This window comes from Macrococcus capreoli (genome assembly GCF_025628935.1).
In the GTDB taxonomy this organism is placed as follows: domain Bacteria; phylum Bacillota; class Bacilli; order Staphylococcales; family Staphylococcaceae; genus Macrococcoides; species Macrococcoides capreoli.
The window spans coordinates 76792-100408 of sequence record NZ_JAOTIS010000011.1; the positions used below are offsets into that span (position 1 = coordinate 76792).

At 31.0% G+C, this 23617-nt stretch carries 29 protein-coding genes; 7 read left to right on the top strand and 22 right to left on the bottom strand.

Translation table 11 applies throughout. The annotated features are described in order from the left end of the window. Positions 1-9 precede the first annotated feature (9 nt). Together OCL94_RS09385 and rlmH are read left to right on the top strand one after the other, a co-directional pair. Entirely contained in the window at positions 10-801 is a 792-nt protein-coding gene (locus OCL94_RS09385) for an MBL fold metallo-hydrolase (protein ID WP_262996661.1), read from the top strand. Between the two features lie 317 nt (positions 802-1118). Continuing rightward, positions 1119-1598, top strand: coding sequence for a 23S rRNA (pseudouridine(1915)-N(3))-methyltransferase RlmH (gene rlmH / locus OCL94_RS09390; RefSeq protein ID WP_262996662.1), 480 nt, complete (start codon positions 1119-1121; stop codon positions 1596-1598). A 59-nt stretch (positions 1599-1657) separates the two neighbouring features. Here rlmH and OCL94_RS09395 read toward each other — a convergent pair whose 3' ends face one another. The 21 genes from OCL94_RS09395 to OCL94_RS09495 all read right to left on the bottom strand — a co-directional run bounded on the left by OCL94_RS09395 (position 1658) and on the right by OCL94_RS09495 (position 19599). Continuing rightward, entirely contained in the window at positions 1658-2812 is a 1155-nt protein-coding gene (locus OCL94_RS09395) for a restriction endonuclease subunit S (protein WP_262996663.1), read from the bottom strand. Further along, positions 2800-4896 carry an HsdM family class I SAM-dependent methyltransferase gene (locus OCL94_RS09400; RefSeq protein WP_262996664.1) on the bottom strand — a complete coding sequence of 699 codons (2097 nt, stop codon included), beginning with the start codon at positions 4894-4896 and terminating at the stop codon, positions 2800-2802. The genes OCL94_RS09395 and OCL94_RS09400 overlap by 13 nt, the downstream gene beginning before the upstream one ends. An 83-nt stretch (positions 4897-4979) precedes the next feature. Beyond that, positions 4980-5363 (bottom strand): hypothetical protein, encoded by a 384-nt coding sequence (locus OCL94_RS09405; protein WP_262996665.1) that lies wholly within the window; start codon positions 5361-5363, stop codon positions 4980-4982. A gap of 160 nt (positions 5364-5523) precedes the next feature. Further along, complete coding sequence (locus tag OCL94_RS09410; protein WP_262996666.1) at positions 5524-5715, bottom strand: hypothetical protein; 192 nt, start codon at positions 5713-5715, stop codon at positions 5524-5526. 2 nt (positions 5716-5717) lie between these two features. After that, complete coding sequence (locus tag OCL94_RS09415) at positions 5718-6455, bottom strand: hypothetical protein (RefSeq protein ID WP_262996667.1); 738 nt, start codon at positions 6453-6455, stop codon at positions 5718-5720. A gap of 84 nt (positions 6456-6539) precedes the next feature. Then, complete coding sequence (locus tag OCL94_RS09420) at positions 6540-6824, bottom strand: hypothetical protein (RefSeq protein ID WP_262996668.1); 285 nt, start codon at positions 6822-6824, stop codon at positions 6540-6542. Between the two features lie 209 nt (positions 6825-7033). After that, complete coding sequence (locus OCL94_RS09425) at positions 7034-7282, bottom strand: hypothetical protein (RefSeq protein WP_262996669.1); 249 nt, start codon at positions 7280-7282, stop codon at positions 7034-7036. Positions 7283-7303: 21 nt separating this feature from the next. Then, positions 7304-7780: a hypothetical protein gene (locus OCL94_RS09430; protein ID WP_262996670.1), complete on the bottom strand. Its 477-nt coding sequence runs from the start codon at positions 7778-7780 to the stop codon at positions 7304-7306. Then, complete coding sequence (locus tag OCL94_RS09435) at positions 7764-8663, bottom strand: helix-turn-helix transcriptional regulator (RefSeq protein WP_262996671.1); 900 nt, start codon at positions 8661-8663, stop codon at positions 7764-7766. The genes OCL94_RS09430 and OCL94_RS09435 overlap by 17 nt, the downstream gene beginning before the upstream one ends. 179 nt (positions 8664-8842) lie before the next feature. Beyond that, the gene (locus OCL94_RS09440) at positions 8843-9286 is read right to left on the bottom strand and encodes a JAB domain-containing protein (protein WP_262996672.1); all 444 of its coding nucleotides are present in this window, start codon (positions 9284-9286) and stop codon (positions 8843-8845) included. 19 nt (positions 9287-9305) lie between these two features. Next, positions 9306-9809 carry a DUF1643 domain-containing protein gene (locus tag OCL94_RS09445; RefSeq protein WP_262996673.1) on the bottom strand — a complete coding sequence of 168 codons (504 nt, stop codon included), beginning with the start codon at positions 9807-9809 and terminating at the stop codon, positions 9306-9308. Between the two features lie 12 nt (positions 9810-9821). Continuing rightward, positions 9822-10154, bottom strand: a complete 333-nt coding sequence (locus OCL94_RS09450) for a DUF960 domain-containing protein (RefSeq protein WP_262996674.1) — start codon at positions 10152-10154, stop codon at positions 9822-9824. A gap of 63 nt (positions 10155-10217) precedes the next feature. Continuing rightward, positions 10218-10580 (bottom strand): SAUGI family uracil-DNA glycosylase inhibitor, encoded by a 363-nt coding sequence (locus OCL94_RS09455; protein WP_262996675.1) that lies wholly within the window; start codon positions 10578-10580, stop codon positions 10218-10220. A gap of 418 nt (positions 10581-10998) precedes the next feature. After that, the gene (locus tag OCL94_RS09460) at positions 10999-12624 is read right to left on the bottom strand and encodes a recombinase family protein (protein WP_262996676.1); all 1626 of its coding nucleotides are present in this window, start codon (positions 12622-12624) and stop codon (positions 10999-11001) included. Positions 12625-12687: 63 nt separating this feature from the next. Next, a complete protein-coding gene (locus tag OCL94_RS09465; RefSeq protein ID WP_262996677.1) occupies positions 12688-14058 on the bottom strand; it encodes a recombinase family protein in 1371 nt (456 codons plus the stop codon). A gap of 180 nt (positions 14059-14238) precedes the next feature. After that, positions 14239-15990 (bottom strand): DUF927 domain-containing protein, encoded by a 1752-nt coding sequence (locus OCL94_RS09470; protein ID WP_262996678.1) that lies wholly within the window; start codon positions 15988-15990, stop codon positions 14239-14241. Between the two features lie 80 nt (positions 15991-16070). Then, positions 16071-16712 carry a hypothetical protein gene (locus OCL94_RS09475; protein ID WP_262996679.1) on the bottom strand — a complete coding sequence of 214 codons (642 nt, stop codon included), beginning with the start codon at positions 16710-16712 and terminating at the stop codon, positions 16071-16073. 59 nt (positions 16713-16771) lie between these two features. After that, positions 16772-17083 carry a hypothetical protein gene (locus OCL94_RS09480; protein ID WP_262996680.1) on the bottom strand — a complete coding sequence of 104 codons (312 nt, stop codon included), beginning with the start codon at positions 17081-17083 and terminating at the stop codon, positions 16772-16774. 114 nt (positions 17084-17197) lie between these two features. Then, positions 17198-18730 (bottom strand): DUF6038 family protein, encoded by a 1533-nt coding sequence (locus tag OCL94_RS09485; RefSeq protein ID WP_262996681.1) that lies wholly within the window; start codon positions 18728-18730, stop codon positions 17198-17200. A 38-nt stretch (positions 18731-18768) separates the two neighbouring features. After that, positions 18769-19245 (bottom strand): GIY-YIG nuclease family protein, encoded by a 477-nt coding sequence (locus OCL94_RS09490; protein WP_262996682.1) that lies wholly within the window; start codon positions 19243-19245, stop codon positions 18769-18771. A gap of 45 nt (positions 19246-19290) precedes the next feature. Next, the gene (locus OCL94_RS09495; protein WP_262996683.1) at positions 19291-19599 is read right to left on the bottom strand and encodes a hypothetical protein; all 309 of its coding nucleotides are present in this window, start codon (positions 19597-19599) and stop codon (positions 19291-19293) included. 116 nt (positions 19600-19715) lie between these two features. Between OCL94_RS09495 and OCL94_RS09500 the strand changes: the two genes are divergently transcribed. From OCL94_RS09500 to OCL94_RS09520, 5 genes are all read left to right on the top strand, one after another. Beyond that, entirely contained in the window at positions 19716-21233 is a 1518-nt protein-coding gene (locus tag OCL94_RS09500) for a serine/threonine-protein kinase (RefSeq protein WP_262996684.1), read from the top strand. Between the two features lie 4 nt (positions 21234-21237). Next, a complete protein-coding gene (locus OCL94_RS09505) occupies positions 21238-21780 on the top strand; it encodes a hypothetical protein (protein WP_262996685.1) in 543 nt (180 codons plus the stop codon). 233 nt (positions 21781-22013) lie between these two features. Further along, the gene (locus OCL94_RS09510) at positions 22014-22172 is read left to right on the top strand and encodes a hypothetical protein (RefSeq protein ID WP_210152346.1); all 159 of its coding nucleotides are present in this window, start codon (positions 22014-22016) and stop codon (positions 22170-22172) included. Then, complete coding sequence (locus tag OCL94_RS09515) at positions 22172-22750, top strand: Fic/DOC family protein (RefSeq protein ID WP_262996686.1); 579 nt, start codon at positions 22172-22174, stop codon at positions 22748-22750. Before OCL94_RS09510 ends, OCL94_RS09515 begins: the two co-directional genes overlap by 1 nt. Before the next feature lie 112 nt (positions 22751-22862). Further along, on the top strand, positions 22863-23474 hold the full coding sequence (locus OCL94_RS09520) for a metallophosphoesterase (RefSeq protein WP_262996687.1): 612 nt from the start codon (positions 22863-22865) through the stop codon (positions 23472-23474). Positions 23475-23493: 19 nt separating this feature from the next. Here the strand turns inward: OCL94_RS09520 and OCL94_RS13320 are convergent, their stop codons facing one another. Further along, positions 23494-23616: a hypothetical protein gene (locus OCL94_RS13320; protein ID WP_411268498.1), complete on the bottom strand. Its 123-nt coding sequence runs from the start codon at positions 23614-23616 to the stop codon at positions 23494-23496. Between the last annotated feature and the right edge of the window lies 1 nt (position 23617).

Genomic DNA, 23617 nt, shown 5'->3' on the forward strand with positions numbered 1-23617 from the left:
AGTGATAATATGATTAAAATGTCCGTACTGGCGAGTGGAAGTACAGGAAACGCAGTCTATGTAGAGAGTGAGAAAGGATCACTGCTAGTAGATGCGGGGCTTACGGGAAAGAAAATGGAAGGTTTGTTTGAGCAAATCGACCGTAAAATAGAAAATTTGAACGGCATATTGGTAACACACGAACATATTGATCATATTAAAGGGTTAGGTGTGTTAGCGAGAAAATATCAGTTGCCGATTTATGCAAATGAAAAGACGTGGGAACGCATTGAACGCGCAGATAGTAAGATACCAAATGAACAAAAGTTTATCTTTAATCCATATGAGACAAAGACGCTTGCAGGAATGGATGTGGAATCATTTAATGTGTCGCACGATGCCGTTGATCCACAGTTCTATATCTTCAATAATAACTATAAGAAGTTAACAGTTATTACTGATACAGGATACGTGTCAGATCGTATGAAAGGGATGATACATGGATCGGACTGTTTCGTATTTGAAAGTAACCATGATGTTGATATGTTAAGAATGGGACGTTATCCGTGGAGTACGAAACAACGTATATTAAGTGATATGGGGCACGTTTCGAATGAAGATGCGGCATATGCGATGCGCGATGTGATTACTGGCAGTACGAAACGTATTTATCTATCACATTTATCGCAGGATAATAATATGAAAGATTTAGCGAGAATGAGTGTGGAGCAAATATTGAATAAGCATGATATTGATACAGTGAATGAAGTGCAGATTCATGATACGGATAAGGCTGTAGCGACGAAAATATATGAGATATAGATAAAATATATGAATTATTATTAGAAAATCGTAAATTAATAATTAAATTCGAATGAATTAGTTATTAACAGTGGATAAGTCGGGTTATTCACGTAATTTTGTGTATAACTAGGGATAACTTTGTGGATAACTGTTGATTTATACACAATGTATAAAGATGTCCGGTAAAAAGGGCATCTTTTTTATTTTTATACAGAGTAAAATGTTACAATTCCTATTGAAAATGATGAAAATATGATTATAATAGGGTTGTGAAATGTGTATATGTGATTAACTTGTGGATAAGTAGGATAACTTTGTAAAGGAAATGAATAAAAATGAAAATAACGATAATAACTGTGGGTAAATTGAAAGAAAAGTACTGGAAGCTAGCTGTCGATGAGTATGTGAAAAGGCTCGGAGCGTATTCTAAAATAGAACTTATTGAAGTAGCGGATGAGAAAGACTTTGATAATATGAGTGAGAAAGATATTGAGATTGCAAAAGAAAAAGAAGCGCAAAGAATACTCGCACGTGTAAAAGACGATAGCTTTGTGTATACGTTAGAGATCTTAGGGAAGCAACTCGATTCAGTGGAGTTATCAAAGAACATTGAGCAGAAGATGAATACAGGTAAAAGCGACCTGACATTTATAATCGGTGGATCAAACGGGCTACATCAAAGTGTCTTGACCCGCTCAAACTTCGCCTTATCATTCAGCAAAATGACCTTCCCGCATCAAATGATGAAGGTAATCCTGCTTGAGCAAGTCTATAGAGCGTTTAGGATAATTAGGGGGGAAAGTTACCACAAATGATGCGGTTTTAAAAGAAGGAAGGATACTCATACACATGAGTATCCTTCCTTCTATCTTATTTAATCGAAATTAACAGATGTAGTTAAAATTTCATTTACTTTTAAATTAAGATGCTTTTTAATATTTTCGATACTTTTATATTTTCTTACTATCTCATGTTGTATAGTTATATCTATTTCACCTATACTATTTATAGGTACTTTAATTTCTATATTCTCTATCATTTTTTGGTTTAATTTAGTGTATTCATTTTTCCCGTCTTTTCCTAATCTACCTTTGACATTCTCTCTAAATAAAGGTTGTAAAAAATATTTCAAAAATTGAGGGTCAAGTTTACCTTTATATTCATTTTGTATTATTAATGGTCTAACTTTCTCGCTTAATGAAAACTTTCCTTTTCTATAGAATATATAACCAGCTAACCCATCTATATTGTATGTTAAACAATCTTCAAAATACAATACTTTGGTATATTTTTTTTCTCCATGCTTATTGGTTATAATTTCAGCATTATCTTTAACATAACCGTAACTAGGCAAATCATCTTTACTTGCCCCATATACAGGGATATCACCACTATTATCTTTAATAAAGCCTTTTGTGAATTTAGATGAATTAGTTTTAGCTTTTAGATTGAAGATTTCTTTAACTTTTAATTTTGTAAATTGATAGTCACTACTGTTAATGAAGTCTATTTCTACTTTATTTATATAATCTAATTTTTCTCTAATCTCTTTTTTTTTAATTTCAATTGCGTTGTTTTTCTCCACCAATTTGCGTTGAGATTCTATATCAAATTTCCCATCTTCCTTTACTGGTATAGATAATAAAATATCTTTTATAGATCGCCATGAAATAGAAGGAATATCTCCTCTTTTAACATTTGAAAACAATATTGGTTGTAGTATTATTTTAAAGTATTCTATATCTAAATTCTCTTGTAGAGGTATAAGTAATGCTCTATGGGCACCAACGCTATATTTACCTTTTAAAATTTTTAGTGTTCCCGCATTTTCACCGTCAGTAGTATAGGAAAGATAATCTTGTTCATAATCGTAGGTATTAATAAATGCAAAAGAACCTATAGTAGTACCTGTAAAAACCTCAAATTCTCCTGAGTTTTGATTGCAATATCTCTTTGTATATTTACTGTTTCCTCTTTTGCTTTCAAACACTTCGCTTAATAATACTTCTTTTACCTTCACTTCAGCCATTCAATCTCCTCCTTAAAATCATTTAGAGATGAAATCATATCAGTTATTAAATCTTGAAATTCTGTAGGATTTACAAATACCTTTGCCTTTTTAAGGCCAATACTTATTTTTTCTTCTTCGCTCCACCAATTTTCAATAATCCATGATGAATCAAATTTAAATTCAGATATATCTATGAGTTTCAGTTTCGGATCACTTTCAATGAAGCTTTTTATTGGTTCAATAATATTATGTCGGTTTGTATTTTTGAAGAAATTATATTTAGTAGTAGCCTCTTTTAAATCGTTATCTTCAATATCAAATCTATATGAATCTAAAGTTTCTCCGATTGATGTAGCAATATAAGAAAAGACGGGATAAGATTGGATAACATTGTCTTCAATCTCTTTGTCTGTTTTTCTTTTAATTGTCAAAATGTATGTTTTTTTAGGTGTATTAAAAAATGATCCAACTGGTAACGATATTATTGCTTCAATGAAAAATTCTTTTAAAACAAAATCTTTTAACTTTGAATTGGCATAGTTTGAAAAAATACCGTCAGGTAATACTATTGATGCAGTACCACCGGGTTTTAATGACTTCATTATCCATTCGAGAAATAAACTTTCGACACCAGCACCATTTAAAGTGTAATTCCCTGTTGATTTTGCATTATCCATCATCGTTTTAGAAGTAAAATAAGGAGGATTAGCTAGTATTAAGTCGTATTTCTTTTCCTCTAGGAAACCTAATGTACCTAGCATTGATTTGTTTAATGTAAATGTTTCGTTAAGTAATTGGTTTGCAATATTTTTTACATCGTGCATAGAATTATTTTCCTGAAAAAGTTCAGAAAAATATATTAACATATTAGCTTTAGCAAGGATGATAGTTAAATCATCTTGATCAGACATCATCTTATCAAAACCAATTAATTCAACACTTTTTGAGACAGTATTATTTTCATATTTGAAATACTCATAAATTTTATCTTCAATAGCTTCTAGTAAGAACTTTCCAACTCCACAAGCAGGATCGCAGATTGTCATATTAGGCTTTATATCTACCATTTCTACCATTTCATTTACGATTTTAAGAGGTGTAAAAAATTGTCCCATGTTAGAAGTATCATCTGAATTTTTCATGAAAGTTTCAAATAATTTAGATTTGAAATCATTTGATATATTTAAAAATTTCCCATTAGCTTCCTCATATTTTTTGAATTCTAATATTACTTGTTTGAAGATTTTATCCGTATCATCATTACTAATATATTCATTAAACGGACCTCTTTCTACATGAAAAACTTGTCCATTTATTATGCTAGTTCCATCCTTACCATTCGGGAATAGTTTTTTCATAGTTTCACGAGCTCCATCAATATATTTACCTAAGACAGAAGCATCATTGAGATTATTATTATCTTGATTTTCGTAAAGCATAGTGATATATTGAAAAGAATTTTCACCTTTTAGTACACCAATATCTGATAAATATTTAAATAAAAATAACTCCACAAAAGTATATAGTGACTTTTTTGATGAAGCAAATGTTAAATTAACTAATATTCTATTGATATTGATTGCTAAATCAGTTGGATCTAAAGCTTCTTTTTTTAAAATAGAATTATTTTTATCATCAATGGATTGACTGATTTCATTTATTAATTTAGCTATGTATTTAGAATTTTCTTTAGGTTTTATTTGAATATTAATTGGATTTCCGTTTTTATCCAGTATACTTTCACCAGTTTTAGGATTAATCCATATGTATGAATGGCCGTCTGAAACAATATAAATCAAAGCATTTAGTGCTTTAGCAACATCGATTTGTTGATGTATTGCTGACTCTATATCTTTTTTCGATTTAAACTTTTTGGGTATTTTCTGTTCTACATAGATTATTATTTCTTTATTACGATTAATAATTAATACGTCTGGTTTTTTGTTACCAATATTTTGAGAAACAGAATAGTTTTTAATAATATTAGAATTTATTAATGAGTTAATAGTTGTAGAACCTAAGCTTAAACATTCATATTTATCGAGTATTGTTACATTATTTGAATAAATTTCATTTTGAATTACTTGTTCTGATTTTGACATAATTAGTATCCCTCAAATCTTTTGTATATACAGTATTATACGATACTAATTTATTTTTTGATATTCTTTAGTAAAATTGTAATCTAAAAAATGTTGATATTAATTTCAGATAGTGAAATAGTTTGTATTATTATTGTCTCATTATCATTAACGATTATTGCAAGTCTATCTTCATCAACTAGCTGCTGAATTGTATCGATAGTATCTTGTAATTGCTTAATAACCGCTTCAGGCGACACTCGAGCAGTCTTCTTCTCATCGAAGCGTTCGTAGGTAATATTCTCTGGATCGTCAGCGTTATAGCCCACAATAAAACGAAATCTATTGCTATCATTAAGGACTTTTAACGCTTTATGCAACTCGTTGATATCTTGTTTTCCGATGTAACAACTGCCATAATCTCTTAGGTCTTGGTTGATTTTATAATCTATGTAGATAATGTCTTTAATTCTATCAGCAAGTATCATAAAGTGCCTCCTGATGATTGATTTTGTTATTATTATTTTATAATGGCATATACGTGTTGTGTAAAATTATCCATGTAAATTTAGAATATTTACATATAATTAAAAAACTAAAAAAATATAAAGTACGCTCATCTCTGCAATTAGAGATGAGCGTACTTTATTATTTAACAATTTTGTCTTTTTTCTTCCAGCGAGGTGCTAAAAATCCAACATAGATAATTACAAACAGTAAGTATGACCAGAATAGAATGGTTATAAATGAAAATCCAACCATCACTAATCCTATTTGTATTACGATGAATACGCAAAGGAATTGTAATAATAGTAACTGTATAATTTTAGAAGCTGTCATTGTTATTCTCCTATCATATCGTTATAGCGCTCTTGTAATCTGCCGTCTAGTTCACGCATTTCTTTATTACTCATACCGTCTTGACCTGTAAGTAGAGAAATCGTCATGGATCCGTACATCATCGGTATCCATAGCAATAACATCATAACGAATGTTAATGCTAGCACAGGGATAGTTTCCATATTTTTTAGTCCGTTAATGAATCCTTTGCCATATTCAGCAGAATTCTTCTTTAAGTCTTTATCCTGTGATAATTGTTTTCCTTTTGCATAAAATGTTTTTGCTTTTTCATCTAACTTAGCTTCACTAATTTTGTCTTTAGCAATCTTTTTATAATCTGCCACGTTGCTACCTCCTGTTATTTTTAAGTAATGTGTTTCCATGTTATATTCATACACTTTATTTCCAAATAGCTTTCTGTCGATAATTTGGAATATTAAATCGGTTGGTTTTTCATTATATTCGTATCCCACTATCCAGCGAATGTAAGAATTTCTTGTTACTAGGTATTTTTTAGCGATTTCCTTCTTATCGTTAAGCTCCTGTAACTTTAATTTCTTTCCGTCTGCTATCTTCGAAAAGTTCTTATAAGGATTGAATTTACCTTCACCTGTATTAGGTAATATATCTAATTCGACTTGAATAACATTGTAATAACTACCTGAACCATGGATTTTTAACTGTAAATTTTGAATATTTACAGGTTCAAGCGCATTAGTTTCAAAAGTCTGAGGTAACACGATTTTAAACGCTAAAAATAACGAGATGATTATACCGATTATGATTAGTATTCGTTTCTTTATAATGTTTTAATATCCATTCTTTTAATGCCAACGTTTTGTATCTTCGTTGTATTTGTATCCACGATCTTTTAATATGTTTCTAATCGCTACTTTTTTAGCACCTTGAGCATTTCTATATTCACTTTGTAATGATGAATCAGACTTGTTTTTAAGTTCGGCTTTATATTTTTCGATTTCTTTCATACGTTTATCTACAGCATTCTTACCATCCCGTATTATGCTTGCACCTAAACCTACAACTGCTATTCCTGCGCCACGTGCTACTTTTCCGGCTATTGAACCAGCTTTATTTAATAGTTCGCTCATTATTATTCCTCCTTTTTCATTAGTCAAATGAGTAGCCTCTATCTTCCAATACTTTCTTTGCATTAATATACTTTTGAAAATTTCCATTATTTTTATTTCGTTTATAAATTTTCTGTAATGAATGATCCGACAAATTCTTGTATGATTTATTAATAATTATTAAATCATTTCCAAGGGGTAGGGGCTTTTTCAGACAGATTGATGGAGTATTAGCTATCTTTTTTATTCCAAGTATCATTTTTTTCATCATAGCTATATCCACGCATTTCTAAAATTAATTTTGCAGCTCGATAAGTATCATAATCACCATCATCTTTATGACCGTAAAAAAACTCCATAACGTCTTTATCGCTTTCAGTTTCTAATACTTCATACATTATTTTTCTACCGCCAGTTGAATCATATATAGCAGATGCACCGGCACTTATTACAGTGCCTATAAAGCTAAGTATCCCCATACTAGACCTCCGTTAATTTGTTTATTTGTTATTTTCTTCAAGTAGTTGCAGACATATCTCGTAACATTCTTCAACATGGTTTTTACCTAATGAATACATAGCAGCATAACTGATACCACCAGAAATAGCGGCTCCTGCAAAAGGAATATATTTTGCGACTTGTTTCTGTGTAACTTTCTTAATCCCAATCTTTTTTAGAGTACGAGTTACAAGTTCCTTTGTAAGTACTTTACCTACAAATTGATTACCGATAGAAGTAACGATTACAAGTACTTTTTGTTTCTCATCGGCATCTAGTTCCTCTATCTCTTCGTGCGATAAACCGAATTTCCTATTTACCTTATTGACAACTTCCATGATTAAGCCAACATCTGCAGCTAAATCAACTCCTGGAATAGGAATAGCAGCAATTGCTCCACTTGCTGTAGAACGTTGCTGAACAATTTTCATAGCGGCTTTTTTTGCTTTATTCAATTCCTCTTTATTTTTTATCTTCATTGTCAACCTCCTCGTTTCTTGTGCAATTTAGAATTTGTTTATTCATATATACAGCGTTTGTTGCCAATAAAAATTTGACTAAGGATTGATGCATATATGAGGGTGAGATTAACATGATGTGAGGACTATAGAGAATACAAACAGATAGTGTTTCCGGATAAGTCATATTAAATGTTACTGTAATTTGATCATCTGAAATGTTTTCTATAATATCGACGCTATATTGATTCTTTAAAATGTGCCAAACATCTTTTGTCATAGTTAATACGACTTTTTCAGATACTGTATTTTCTGAATCAATAATTTTTAAATGTTTAATTTTGTCTAAATGAAATTGCTGCTTATTCTTATTCAACCACAATGCATATTGACTGTGCCAACTAGTAATATCAACAGGAACACCCACTATTTTTTCATTGTTATATTTAAAACTTACTGTATGCTGCTTCATTATTGCTGCTTGTATTTTAGGAATCATAGTGATAATCGAGTTATCTATAACGTGAAATTGGTTTATCTGTTCTAATAAGTTTCTTGTATCATGGCTATAGAACTTATAAATAATTGATTTTAATAAATCATAAATATCACGTGTAATCACAGATGTATGATTTTTTAAATGCATAATGAGAAGAGAGAAGGTACTGCTATCATGTAAGATTTCATGTCTTAGTAACTTATACTCATTAGAATTGTATTGATAGATAACTTCCATGCTCTGTTGGTATTCTTCATTACTGAATAAATAATTTCTAATATCGTCTATATCTCGTTGTATAGTCCTTTCGTCGACTTCTAACTCATCGGCTAAATTTATCTTGTTGATACCTTGATTGTTAATGAGACGAGTGTAAATCGTTAGAAGACGTTGTGCTTTGTTCATCAATCCACCCCTTATCGCTGTAACTTTATTATATAAAACCACTTAGACATATTTTGTCATCGTCAGAAAAAAACTGTTTTGTTTTTACATATATGGGATGACAGTAATTCTGTTATTTTTAAGAAATATATGCAATATTGATGTAAAAAAAATAGAGGTTAGACACAATATGTCTAACCTTACAAATTGCCCTGTTCTTTCAGAGATGTGAAAGTACTATCTGAATAAATGATATGGTCTAATAATGAAATACCTAATATTTCGCCCACTTGTGAGAGACGTTTAGTAACGTCAATATCTTCATAGCTAGGTTCTGTATCACCTGATGGGTGATTATGACCAATGATTATGTTGGCTGCGTTACTTAATATTGCTGTCTTGTATATCTCTCTCGGATGAATAATCGACGCATTTAGACTACCTGTACTCACGGTTTGGATATGAGTAGGTTCATTTTTAGTATTTAAGGCAATCATAATCATTTGCTCACGATCAGAATCACCAGAAAACTTTTTAAGGATATGATAAGCATCCTCTGGTGATTTTATTTTTCTTTCGGAGTACCACATTACCTTCTCTTTAACCATTTGAATTGATACAATATTTATCTTCTTTTTGTGCATGTTATTGCTCCTCGTATCTTTATTTTAGTACCCATTCTTGTCGTGCGATTGGGTTTAATGGATGAATGATATTACTGTTCATAGGATTGATTAATCGCTTTGTCTTTTTAGAAAATGGTTTAATCATTTTTTCGATTTCTTGTACACGTGGGAGGACTGATGGACGTTCTGCATATGCTCCCCAAGCGATGATTAATTCATCAGATTCTTTTACACACTTCATAATTTGAATATCGGTATGATTGTCATAGCCATTCGACAAATGGCGTTTGCTTTCGGGACTTTTAATGTTGGAGAAAATATTGACGAAGTTTATTGTGCCAAAACCGAGTTTGGTAAGGGCATTGATACAAAGTTGGGTTGTTAGGTCTAATGTAATAACACCATCATAATGCGGAAACATAGTAATGATTGTGACGGTTGGTTTGTCTTCATATATTATTTTTTTCAATACATAACGGTGGTGACCGTCTTTGCTGAATACGGCTTCTGTTATGGTTGTGTTTGATAGAGTTTCTAGCATATAGTCATCCTCCTAATATTCTTCTGGTAAAAGCATCACAAAATAAGAAGAGTCTATGTCATTACAATCTTCACGAATGACATAGACTTTTCTCTTTTTGAATGTTTCTTTAGTTTTTATTCGGTATTTATAGCTGTAAGGAGGTTCTTCTTGAAGTAGTTTGATACATGATTCACCATTATTTTCAGTATCACGTATATGGAATACACTTAGGTAATCAGGCAGTATTCCAATTTTTTTAGCTTCTTGTTCTCTCTGCATCACGATATTCCATAGTACTTGTTGTAATTGTACAGAGAAGTTTTCCTGTATGCCACGAGTAATGTACAATTCTTTCGTAGTCATTAATCTTCATCTCCAAATTTTAATATTATTTCGCTTACTACAATGACAGCAATTTGAGCAATCTTAATCCATGTTGACACTTAATATATCCTCCTCTGTTAGATTTAATAGATGTAGTTCATTGAATAGTGTTTCTTTTGTATCATTGACATAAAAGTAACGCTGATAGTCATCATTTAAGTATCCAATAAGAATGATTTTTCCTTTGTAGCTAGCGATAAAGCTATAGATATTTTCCTCCATAAGTAATGGACTATAAAAAGTGTGTGTATCGATTGTTGTACCTTTTAGTCTGGAGGGAATGTCATTCGGATCCAAAGCTATTTCTTGTATGCCCAGTTGGACAAATTCTGTAAGGTATTCTTGAGGGAGCAGATGGTGAATTTTCTCTACATAGTGGGTAAGATTGTTTTTGATTTTTTGCATAAGATTGTTATCCTCCTATATACTATTTGATTGATGTTAAACATCATTATTAGAATATATATTTAAAGATGAGTTTGTTCCACGTGTAACTAACTGATTTTATGGATTTGGAACCCCGTTTTACCGTATTTTTTGATGAATAGAGGGGGCGTTTGAAGGAAATTTATTACTTGTTTAATAAGTACTATATTTATTAAATTTCACGGGAAAACGGGGAATATAGAAATGTATTTTGTTATATGTTGAATGAAGAACATCTATCTTGATATGCTGATTAACGTGATTTATCATATGTTTTGATGAAATAGAGAGTGTAGTTTATTGATGAAAATATAAGCTTCTAAGATAGAAAGGTATATTTTTGTAATATACATACATGTAGTTATGTGCGTTATTTTCATACAATAAACAGAACGAACTATATATATAGGTAATATGTCTCATTGTCTGTAAATAAAGAAGAAGCACTGAGTAGCGCTTCTTCGGGTTGAATACCGTTATATACTTCTTTGAGTACGTCCTCATTAATCTTTAACGTAATAAAGAAATCATGTTTTTTCCCGGATTCATTGCATTTTTTGAAGTGAATTGAATCAATGACAGAGAGATACAACGACTTTAATTGTTTTTTATCCAATCGATTCATATCTTTGAATAATACATGAAGTAGGGGTTTAATCTCCTCAATTGTTAATTGTTTAACTTCGTCGTCTTTATGGAGCTCCATTTCAGCTATTGTCGTTTTAAGTGCCTCTATAGTGCTCATGTATTCCTCAATAGTTGCCTTTAGTGTATGGATAAGGTCAGGAGATGTAGATAATGCTATATTGAGGTTATTCAGTTTGACCTGTATTTCCTCTAACTGTTGTTTTTTATGCGTGATTTGTTGATTCATTTCGGTAGGTTTAGTTTCCAAATTTTTATTTACATTATCAAGAACTTGTTGAAGTACTTTATCATTAAATATAACTTCTTGTATTCTTTTGAATACATATGCCTCAGCAATGTCTGCTCGTATTGAGTTAGCACTACATACAGAAGCTCCTTTATTTCTAAATTGAGAACAACTATAATAACGAATGCGTTTCTTCTCACCAGATTTAAGGGTGTTGGTTGTATTGCTTGCAGCATGTGCCGAACCACATGCTGGACAACGAACAAGTCCGGTTAAGAGATTTTCACCTTTACCATTAATCATTGGATGCTTACTAGCTTTTTTCCTTCTAGCTTGTACTTTATCCCACAAATCTTTATCAACAATCGGAGTATGCTTTCCTTCTACAATGATAGGCTTAGGATTGTATCCACGACGTCTTTTTTCATTCCATCCAGTGTATTGTAGGTATCGAACCTTTCCGATATACAAGACATTGGATAAGATATATTTAATGGCACTGATGTCGAATGGATTATCTTTTTTAGTGCGATAACCATCCTTATTTAATGCATTCGCAATTGCTCTGTAACCTCTTCCAGAAGCGTATTCTTTGAAAATACGCTTAACAATTATAGCTTCATCTTCTGCTATCAATAACGCTCTTTTGTTTCCAGGGACTTGTGAGTAACCTAATACTTGACCACCATTGTAGTAGCCGGAATTTGCTCTGGAGATTAACCCTGTTAACATATTCTCTAGTATTTGATTACGATCGTATTCTGCCATACTCGCCAATATTTGAAGCATCAGTCTCCCTGATGCAGTACTCGTATCGAACCTTTCAGTATCACTATAGACCTCTACGTTATATTTGTTGTAGAAGTCTACCATATCTATCATGTGTTTAGTATTACGAGCAAGACGATTGAGTCTATAGATTAGGATGACATCGAACTTTCCATTCTTCGCATCTTCATTCATCTGTAGTAATGCTGGTCTGTTCATGTTTTTACCAGTCAAACCGTTATCGGTATAAACCTGATATACTTCCCAATCGTTTCTTTTACACACATCTTCTAGTAGCTTTCTTTGACCAGAAATTGAAAAGTTATCTCTCTGTAAAGCGCTTGATACCCTTGTATAAATAGCAGCTCTTTTCTTAGTCATGTTATTCCCTCCGTTATTATTTTTGTAAAAGTTAGATTGAACTTATCATTATTTTTAGTTTTTTTATCCAATTGCTTGATAGAATTGATTTTTGACTTTTTTTGCTGGTATCAGATTAAGTGGATAATCTGTTATATAGAGACCTATCAATTCGTTCTTGTCATCGATGATGACTTTTTCAATGACATGGTTGATGTCCGTTAGTTTTAAGAATGAAACATGTGTAGATACAATATTATTCATCTTCTGTATTGAAAAGTTTTTACTCGCTTGTACAGCTCCATCATGAGATACGTAGTTTAATTGGAATTCTTGTGCGCTGATTTTACCTTCTGCAAGATCATTAATCAATTTAGTATTGATTTGTCTGATTTTTCTTTGGTTCTTCTGATGAATGCGAATAACTTTGTTAACAGCTTGTTCAATGCGCTTAGCACATTCTTTATCCTTTAAGAATGATTTTATGGCATCAATGACTTGGTTTTCGATATGGTCAGCATTTATTGAGGTAAAAGGACAACGGTTATTTAATCCAGAATAATCTATAGCATGATTGCGACAGATGTACATTGTATACGTTTTATTATTCTTTTTTACTTTGTGTGAGTGAAGCTTTGCATTACAATACGGGCAATGTATCTTACGTTTTAATAACGTGTTCATTGGCTTTCGTTGGGTTTGCTTAGAAAACCGAATGCGTTTGGCCTCTTCAAAGGCTTCGTGTGTTATGATTGCTTGATGATGTCCTTGATACTCTCCATACTTAGAAGGAACGATTCCTGTATAAATTTTGTTCATCAATATATTTCGAACTCGAATGCTTGTAAGTGATACATAGCGTTTATCTTCAGAAATAAACTTGCTGATAGCTTTATAACCATATTGGTCACAGTAAAGTTGGAATATCTTTTTAACTGTATTACTTTCTTCAGGATGCACAAAAAGATTACCGTTTTTATACCTATATCCGAATGGTGCATTTGTGGTAATGAGCATGCCTTGTTTTACTTTTTCATGTGTTGCTTTTGCAACGTTATCACGTATGTTTTCGACTTCGTTCTCGGCAAATGATAATAATAACTGTAACTTCATACGGTCAAATGCCAACGACAAATCGAAGAAACCATCTGAAACACTTATTAGTTTCACTTGATATTTTTGCAATAGCTCTACAAATCCAAGTGCATTTTTTAAGTTCCTATCGATACGACTAATTCGATAAATAAGTAGGGTAGTCACTTGATTGTTCTTAATTTCCTGTATCAGACGTTGATAATCTGTACGGTTTGTATTCCGACCAGAACCAATATCGCTGTAGAAATGTATTTTATCTACATCGATATGGTGCTTTTCAGCACATTTACATATCAATTCTTTCTGTGTAGGTATTGACTGTTGTTTCTTAGTTGATTGTCTTACATAAGCGACGATCATACTTTCACCTCCATAAAGATAATATAAATTTGATAACAAATTGAAATAACGAGCCAGCATATAGAATGCTAGCTCATGGTATTACTTATCTTCATTTAATTCATTTATTACAATTTCTGAAATAAGTTCGATAAGTTCATTCATTTGTTACCACCCTTTCTTTGAATACCGTAATAAATATTATTCGGAGCCGTTCATATTATCGCTCTTCATTGTACCAAATACTTCTTGCAGCTCACTTGATATGTTTGATTGTGAGTGATTTGTTGAGTAACCAAATGCCTCAGCGTGTGAAGCATCTAATTTTAAACTATAGAAAGCAGCTTTTTTCCTTTGACCACTTCCATCAATGTATCCATGACGTGTAGTGTTTCTGTCTTTTTCCTGAGTGATAAGATAACCCTCATCTAAGAGCGCTTTAATGACAACATTTTTGTCTTGATAGTTATGATTAATAAGCATTTTATGGAACACATCTTTTAAAATGTCCGTTTTGATATAGCCATTTTTTTCGTCGTAGTTGATAAAACCGTAATTGGTAAATCCATTATTTAACCATTTATTTCTTGAGAAATACGCGTTGTTTGTTAATACAAACTGTGTAATAGTATCGATTGCTTTTTCTGCAAGATTACGATTGGTTAAAGTATTCCAATGATACTGAATTAATTCATCAATCATCATTGAAAGTTGTAACTTTCTATCTAAAACATGTTCTAGAATTTTAGCTGACAACAGTATAATTGCGTAATAATCGCTCATTCGTGTACCAGTATTTGATTTATCATTGGCCAGTTTCTCTGTTATTATTGATTTGAAATAATCATATGATTTAACTATTTCGTGAAAGTTTCCTGTTATTAAAAAATCTGCAACTAGAGGAAGGATATGTCCATAGTGTTTTTTTACGATTTTTTTAATCTCATCAGAATTATGACTACTTGTCGTCCATGGATTATCGAGTTCTATCACTCTGACATTTAATCCATCGTTTTTTGCAGTTTTATTACTGTTCAGTATTGAGTATTCACCCGTACTAATGATAGCAGTATTCCAAGTACGAACCTGTTTAGCAGTACCATCTTGATTTAGTCGAGATTTTTCCCGTCCATCCGTTATACTATAAATTGTGGATGTGAGACTATTCGTATTTACCATGGATACTTCATCAAAAAGTATTGGAATACCATAATTATCTGCTATAGCAGTAATAATACTATTTGGTGTAGCATTCCAATTTTTGTATAGGCTTGTTGTTTCATTGTTTGGTGATCCAGCTGTTGATAAAGCAAGCATTGCGCTAGTTGTTTTACCGCTAGAACTATTGCCGACTAAGTGAAACATTAATGATTTTATGGGACTTACACCTTCTTTATTCATAAATGCATTTACTAGCCCGGATATTCCGATAACTGTTGCTAATTCTAGTTTGTGATTACCCATTACATGAGTATCGAACATCTTCATCCAATCATCTAAATTACCATTCGGTTGTATCATTAATTGGCTTGATGATACGGGGGTATACGGTAGTTGTATTGGTGAATAAGACTTATTAAGTAAAATTAGCGGTTCGTCATGATTTGGAATTAAACCAATTTCTTTATACTGTATTGTCGGTTGAATTGAATTGCGCATTAATTGAAGCGCAAGAGACAAATCTGGAAGGTACTTATGATTTATCGTGAATCCTTTTTTGATAAGATTAGGTAAATTACTTGTCATTAGAATATCCGCGGATTCTTTTACACTTGTATCGAAACTATCCGTTATAACTAGCTCCTCTTCACGGGAGGAGACATTCTTAAAACGGTGAGTGATTATGATGTAAGGTGCGAAATTAATACGTCTATTTTCGCTTTTTGTTATGTGATATTTATGCCACCCGTTAGTATCTAATTCATACTCTCCGTACTTAGATATGTTTTCCATCTATAACACCGCTCCTTTATGAGTGCGCATAACCCTTTAAAAGGTTATGCTCTTTAAAATTTTACTTCTACATTCAAAGGTTATTGATCCTTTGTTTCACAACGATATAGAGGGAGGAACCCTCCACCATCAAAACCATGGGTTGTATATGGATCGTTAAAATATGTGCAGTACAAATTGAATACTTCAATAAGTTCATTAATATTGTATTCATATACATCCGGATTGAAACGCTCTGGAATAAACTCCCAGATGTAACTTTCGCAAAATTCCTCCCCTTTGGGTACGTGATGAATAGCACTTAGCATATCTTCTATCATTACAGCCCCCTCTTTATCTAAGTAAAAGTCAAAACGTATACTTACTTTTTGCGCACCAGATGAATAATTTTCTACTTCAAGTTGCTTATTCGAACCATAAAAATTCTTTAGCTGCTTTGAATTTTTGCTGTTATCAATAACTTCATAGATGTTGGGGGAGTTGCTATGCAAACGTTCTAAAAGTTTAAGCGATATGGATTTTGCATCTAAAGCAAATTTTTCAAATGATTTTTCTACTGTCCAGACATCATCTGAATTCCATATATTCTTGAAATCCTGATTTTTTTTCTTAATTTGATTCAACAATCTGTAATATGTGAATCTGTCACCTGGTTTCATTTTCTGCGTCTCTGATATGATTGCTGTTAATAATTCTACTTGAGATATACTTAAATTTTCCATTTTATCTCTCCTTTGATTTAAGTTATAGAGTTGAAGTAACCTAAAATGTTACCAACAATTTAGGGTGCTAATCTATAGCGTGGGATTATTGAGTAGACCTTGTGATTTTGACTGTTTTTCCCATGGCATATAAATATATTCGGATTCACATTGGCAAGATCACTGAACAATATCCCCAAGCTTCTCATATGCTTAGGTTGTAAATTACTCATATACGGATTAATTTGTTTAAAATCAGCCATCGTAAATTTATCTGTACAACCGGAATCCCACCACTGCATACACTTAGGTAATACAATATCGTTAAATGCGTTTTGTACTTCAGGTGATTGCTTTGCAATCCTACGTAACCAAATCGACGGATGTGTCATGTTAATGCCTCCTTTCCTTAGTTGCTTCTGCAGAAGCTAAGTTAAGTTTATATGCTATGTAATTTAAAAAAATCCGGTTATCCTCATATAAATTTTGAGGATAACCGGTTTATATTAATCGTTTTTATCTTGTTCATTAAAACTGTTCATATTTTTTAGGTTGTCGTAAAATTTTTGCGATACAGTCCATGATGTTAGTTTATCAACATTGTTAGAAATTACATCTTTATCTTTTTTTATTTTCGTTGCTCCTGAAAATTTCGAATGAATTTCAGTTAGTAAGGGAGAATTATACATATATTCTGGTTTAATATTACGTTTTAGATGATAAGTATCTATCAATTGATAAATTTTATATAAATCAATAAATAAATAATCTATTATATCTTTATCAACACCATGTTCAATAAAACTATTTTTATTCATCATCATAACTCCTGAAAAACGAACTAGCTCTTTATACAGTTTATCAAAATGATATGTGAAACCTTCATGATTACTAAGCTTATAAATCTCATTATTTATTTTTTTGAGACGATTAGAATATGTCTGTAAATCAGCACGTACATTATTATATGAATTTACAGCATAAGAAATTCTTAATATATTTTCGTAATAATTATCGTTAATGAGAGAAAAAGCTTGATCTCCACCATAAAACATTTTTATCGTTTCAAGTTTTTTTATTCGATCAGTTTTCTTAGATATTTCTTCATCTGAAAGGTGTGCAATATCTATTTCTTTTAACTCTTGGTTCAATGCTGTATTTATTCTTTGTTTTAAAGGAGTAGAATGTACATTCATTAATAAATCAATTAAAAACACATCTAAGGTAGAATGATTCATTGTAGTAGAGTTTTTAGGAATGGTTCTTCTTGTGTTAATAATGTTATCAATATTAGGAATATTATACTCTTTAAGGATACTCTGAATTTCCTGGTCTTCGTATATTAAAGTTGTATTAAGAGCATCAGGATTATTTCTTTTTAACCATTTATTCTTTGAATAAGAAAATTTATAATCTTTTAAATCATGAAATAATGAATCGCTCTCATATTGAGATGAAAAATGCTCATTATTTACATGCTCTTCGATAGATTCATATATTACTTCATCAATTTTATATGATAATTTCCTATATAAATCTGAACACCTATCATCATTTAACGTGTTGGTATATTGAAAGAAGTTTGATAATGTTTCATTTAACTTGTCATGAGCGCTAATCCATTCCATCGTACTTTCATATGTACTGGAAGCATATATATATGCTTTAAGCTTTACATTTTGAATGCTATCAATTGAATTTGAAATATTTTTTAAATAGTTTGTAAAAGCAGCACCTTCTTTTTTCTCGAGCTTCTTTTTTTCTAAATCATTCAACTTCTTTCCAGTACCGAAAGGATAGTCAGCTATATTTGAGAATATAACCTTTAAGAGTTCGAATTCATATATATTCAGTTTGAAGTTTGAATGTCTATTCGTTGGATCTTCACGAAAATCATCTATTGAAATTCCATAAACGGCCTCAATTGCTTTAGATCTATTATCAAACATCTTAGCTGTAATGTTTAATTGTTTTTTTATATCTGCTGAAGAGTATACTTTAAAGTACTCTCTTTCATCTTTCATAAAATTTTTATCCATATTTTATCTCCCTTTGTATTTATTTTTATAGAGAAACTTTAGTTAGAGTTATAACCAAACTGTCGACTTTGCAATGCTTCTTTCCAGTATGACTCCCTTTGAAGTACCAACTTATCATCGACCTTACCATTGTAGTTCTCAAGTATCGTATACTGGAAATTTTCTTTAATATAATCAAAGCCTTTTTCTTCAACTAGTGCTATTAGCTCTTTATTACCACCATGACCATTTGCTACATAGTTAGACCATCTTGTAAGCAACATCTTACTCATACTCGTTGCTGATCCTACATATAACCTACCATTACTTTTATCGGTAATGAGATAAACTGCTTTTTGATTCTCAAGGGCGGCAATCCAGTCACGTTTGCCACGGTGAATAATTGTTGCGAGTTGTTGATAGGATAGCATAACCTTATCATAACCTGGGAAATCATCGCCGTCATAGATTGTAGGTAATATCTGTTGAACGATTAACTCTTGATGTAAATCTTTATAAAAACGTCCTTGTGCCATGAAAGATTTTTTAAACTTGATGATAACTCGACCATAATATTTTTCTTATTGTGGCAGTTCAACACCTTCATAATTGATACCTTCTAATACATCTAATTCTTTAGTCACTTTCTTAATAGTCGTAAGTAACCACGTATCGTATGAAAGTTTGAGTAAACATACTGCTGTCTGACCTATATTAAAGTACCTCGATTTGTTCCTCCAAAATAGCCATTGTGTATTCACTTCTTCTGGGTTTTGCTTAAATACTTCCATAGGATCAACAAAACCATTTGATTGGTTGAACTTGATTTTTACATGATTCATTTCTTCTTCTGTAAAGCCAAGTAAATCATTGAGTTTTATTTGCGACATTATCCCTGCTCCCTCTTCTAGTTAAGTAATATAATCATATCAAATAAGCGTGATTGTGAGATAATAGAATTGAAAATAATTGATACAAATTATCAAAATTTGGAGTTGTGATGACATTGCTAAATGAAGCATTTAAAGAGATATCAAATGTTTTTATTGGAGATAAAGTTGATTTATATAATTATAAAACAGGAGCAAAGCTAGTAGAATTCTTTAATCAATATTTTAACTATAGAGATGTATATAAACAGGGGTTTCCAAGTCGATGGTTTTATGTCAGTAATAACTTGATTGATTTATATAACAAAGGTAAGATCAATCAGTTTTTTACGTTGATTCTTAGTAAAGAATTCATTTTAACAGAACGCAAAAAGGATGAAGTTGATGCAATAAGTCATTCAACTGTAATTTTTCAAGAGCTAAGAAGAATACTAAGGCCATATTCTTATGATTTAATTAAAAGTAATGATAGTAAAGTAAAATTAGTTAGTATTAATAAAGATTTAATATATGTTGCTAGTGGTGGCTATGCTAACGTATATCTACAACAATCTACAGGGTATATAGTGAAAAAGCTAAAAGAGGATTTTGTTGTTGATAGTGCAATAAGAAGCCGATTCAAGAGAGAATTTAATATTACAAAATCATTGAATGATTTATCGAATATTATAAGGGTATATGACTTTGATGAACAAAGTTGTTCTTACCAGATGGAAAAGGCGGAAGTTACGTTAGAAAAATATATAAAAAACTATGATATAACTTTTGAACAAAGAATCACATTGATAAGACAAATATTGGATATAATGAGTAAAGTACATGAAAGAGATATTATTCATAGAGATTTAAGTCCTACTAATATATTTATTTTAAATGGCATGATTAAAATTTCGGATTTTGGTCTGGGGAAAGATTTAAATATGTTTAGCTCTCATCAAACTATAACAACACACGGTGTGGGACAATTCTACTATTGTGCACCCGAACAGTTTATGTTGCTTAAAGATGGAGACATGAAAAGTGATGTATATTCATTAGGCAGAATAATAACTTTTGTATTGACAGGAGAAATAAAATCTGATGATCATCAATTTATGAATTTAATTGACAAAGCATGTAATGAAAATCCAGCTTACCGTTTTAATAATGCTAGCGATTTGTATATAAACTTTGAACGCAGGATGAAAATTATCAATGATAAAAATCATGATGAGAAGATGTTAGCTAAGATTATTAAAGGTAAATATGAAGATGATGTTTTAGAATATTTATATGGATTAGCAGGAAACAGAATATGTGAGTTAATAGCTAATAAGCATAATAATATTAATCAAGCTATTATTAAATGCATGGAAAATGATGATAAACAGGCTCAAATTATGATAGCTAAGATATTTAATAATTATATTGATGTGGCAGGTAAAGATTATAATCGATACGATGGATTTGCAAAACTTTCATCAACCATTCTTAAAATGTCATTTTCATTTATAGTTTTAGAGATATCTGCTAAAATTTTAGTTTTTGTTGCTTGTTCAGTGAATAGATTTTATGCACAAGATCTTGTTAAAGAAGTAATTAATTTTGGAATTGACCCAATGATTGAAGATATTTTGACAGAACAGGGAGAGTGATGAGATGAAAGTTAATCATTTTCAAGATATGAAAGATAGATATAAAGGTGCTAGAAAAACTGAAAGAGATGATTTACGTGAGCTACTAAAACTATATTTGGAAAAATCATTTGATGGTGTAGTGAAGAAAGGTAGTCAAGGATCGAGTGCATATACGAGAAAAAGAAGCATAGCTGAGTTTGATTTAACTAATTGGATGTATATTGAGGGAAGCTTCTATTTTGACAAAAGGTATTGGCATTTTATAATTGAACTCCAGTCTATTGATCAAGATCCAGTTAGTAAAAATGTTCATGTATTAATGGATCGTATATCTGTCATGGTAAATGAAATCCATGAAAAAGAGCATGTAACCCAAAAAAATAATTCAGGTAATGGTAGGTATACTAAACAAAGTTATTCTTTAAACGACTGGTCAAATGCAACAACTGATATCGATTTGCCTTTAAATATAAATTTAACTGTAGAAGAAAATAAAATTTTTGAAAGTAATCCAAAAGCAATGAATGTAATAGAGCAATTGTTTAATGAGGTTAGAAGGATATAATGATAAACTTGATAGTCTTATGTAATTTATTATAAAAAGCACACCGTTGATATTTAATGATGGCTTGGACAATTGAAATAAACCTCACTCTTAACCGATACGCTGAAAGTTATCATAAGTGATGAGGTTTTCGGTAGAATAGTATCTTGAGATAAATGTGTGAAACATTGATATATCTTTGTCGATAGAATAATAATAATTATGGTATAATATTACTATTAGGAGGCGATGTTATGATTACAATAGATTCAAGAGTTAATAAACAAATCGCTAAAAATCTTTCGCTTGAAGGTATGGAAGTAACAAAGAAACAACAAAAACAAATTCTTGAAGTAATTAATAATAAGAAAGAAATTACGAATGAACTCATTCGTAAAATTGCATTTAAATAATGAAATATAAAGCAACTTTTCAAGAGGAATATCTTTTAACTTCTAACTTACTGGGAGCAGAAACAATAGAGGAATTAGAGCAACTTGAGAAAGTTGCTTTTTATATTGCAGAAGGCTTAATAGAAGGAGAGGGATTTGAGTTTTTATTTCCTTTAACGATAAAATCAATTAAATTACTTCATAAAAAGTTGTTTGGAAGCATATACAGTTTTGCCGGCGAATTTAGAGAAGTTAGTCTTATGAAAGATGAGACAAGGTTTTGTGAATCTCAGTATATTAATATAAATTTGAAAGATCTATTTGATAAATTTAATTCAGAAAATGAATGGTCAGATATAAAAATTGCCACAGAAAGATTGGCGTATTTTAAAACAGAGATCAATATGATTCATCCATTTCGTGAAGGTAACGGAAGAACAATAAGGATAATTGTTCGAGAAATGGCCAGAAAGAAAGGATTTGATTGGCGTACTGAATTATTAGATAGAGAAAGTTATTTAAATGCTATGAGAAAATCAAGTTTTGATGAGCGCCCCTTAATAATAGTTTTTGAAAATACATTATTTCCTATTCATTAAATCCTTTCGAATATTTTATTTGCTGTTAATTAAATAAAGTAAGAGAAGTTCTAATAATTGTTTAAAAATGCTATTTTTTGATATATCAATAAGTAGTTAGAGGAGATTATTTATGAAAATATTGATCATTGGTGATGTACATGGATACTTTCAGCCATTTCAGCAATTAATCGATAGGTATGCGGATAAAGTAGATATAGTGATACAGTTAGGTGATTTAATTGACTGTGGGCCTTCGATGAAAGAAGTATTGGATTTAGCTATCAAGTTAGATCAAGAAGATAAATATATCTTTTTAAAGGGAAATCATGAATTTGAGTTGTTGCTTCATCATGAATCTGGTATGAATAAGTATTGGTACAATCAAATGGGAAAACAAACATTAGAACAGCTAAGTGATAATTACGAGGAATATATCAATTGGTTAAATCATAGACCACTGAAGTACGAAACGGATGATATTCTGGTGACGCATGCAGGGATCGCGAATATAGAAACGGATTATTGGGATGAAGATAATGAACATGGGATTTTGTGGAATAGATTGCCATTGAAGAGATTAAATAAATTTCAAATTCATGGGCATACACCAACTCATAGTGGAGATGTTGAAATCAATCAACAAAGTAATTCTTGTAACATTGATACAGGAATGGGCTTAGGAAATAAGTTATCAGGTATAATCATTGAAGATTTAATGATAAAAAATACCCCCTATCCTTAATTATAGGATAGGGGAAAAATTATTTGATGATTGGAAACGTTAAAGGCACTACATAATCTTCACCTTTGTTAGTTGTCACAATACCTAATATTGCGTATACAAATGAGGCGATTGAAAATACGAATAATGGAATGAAACCAATT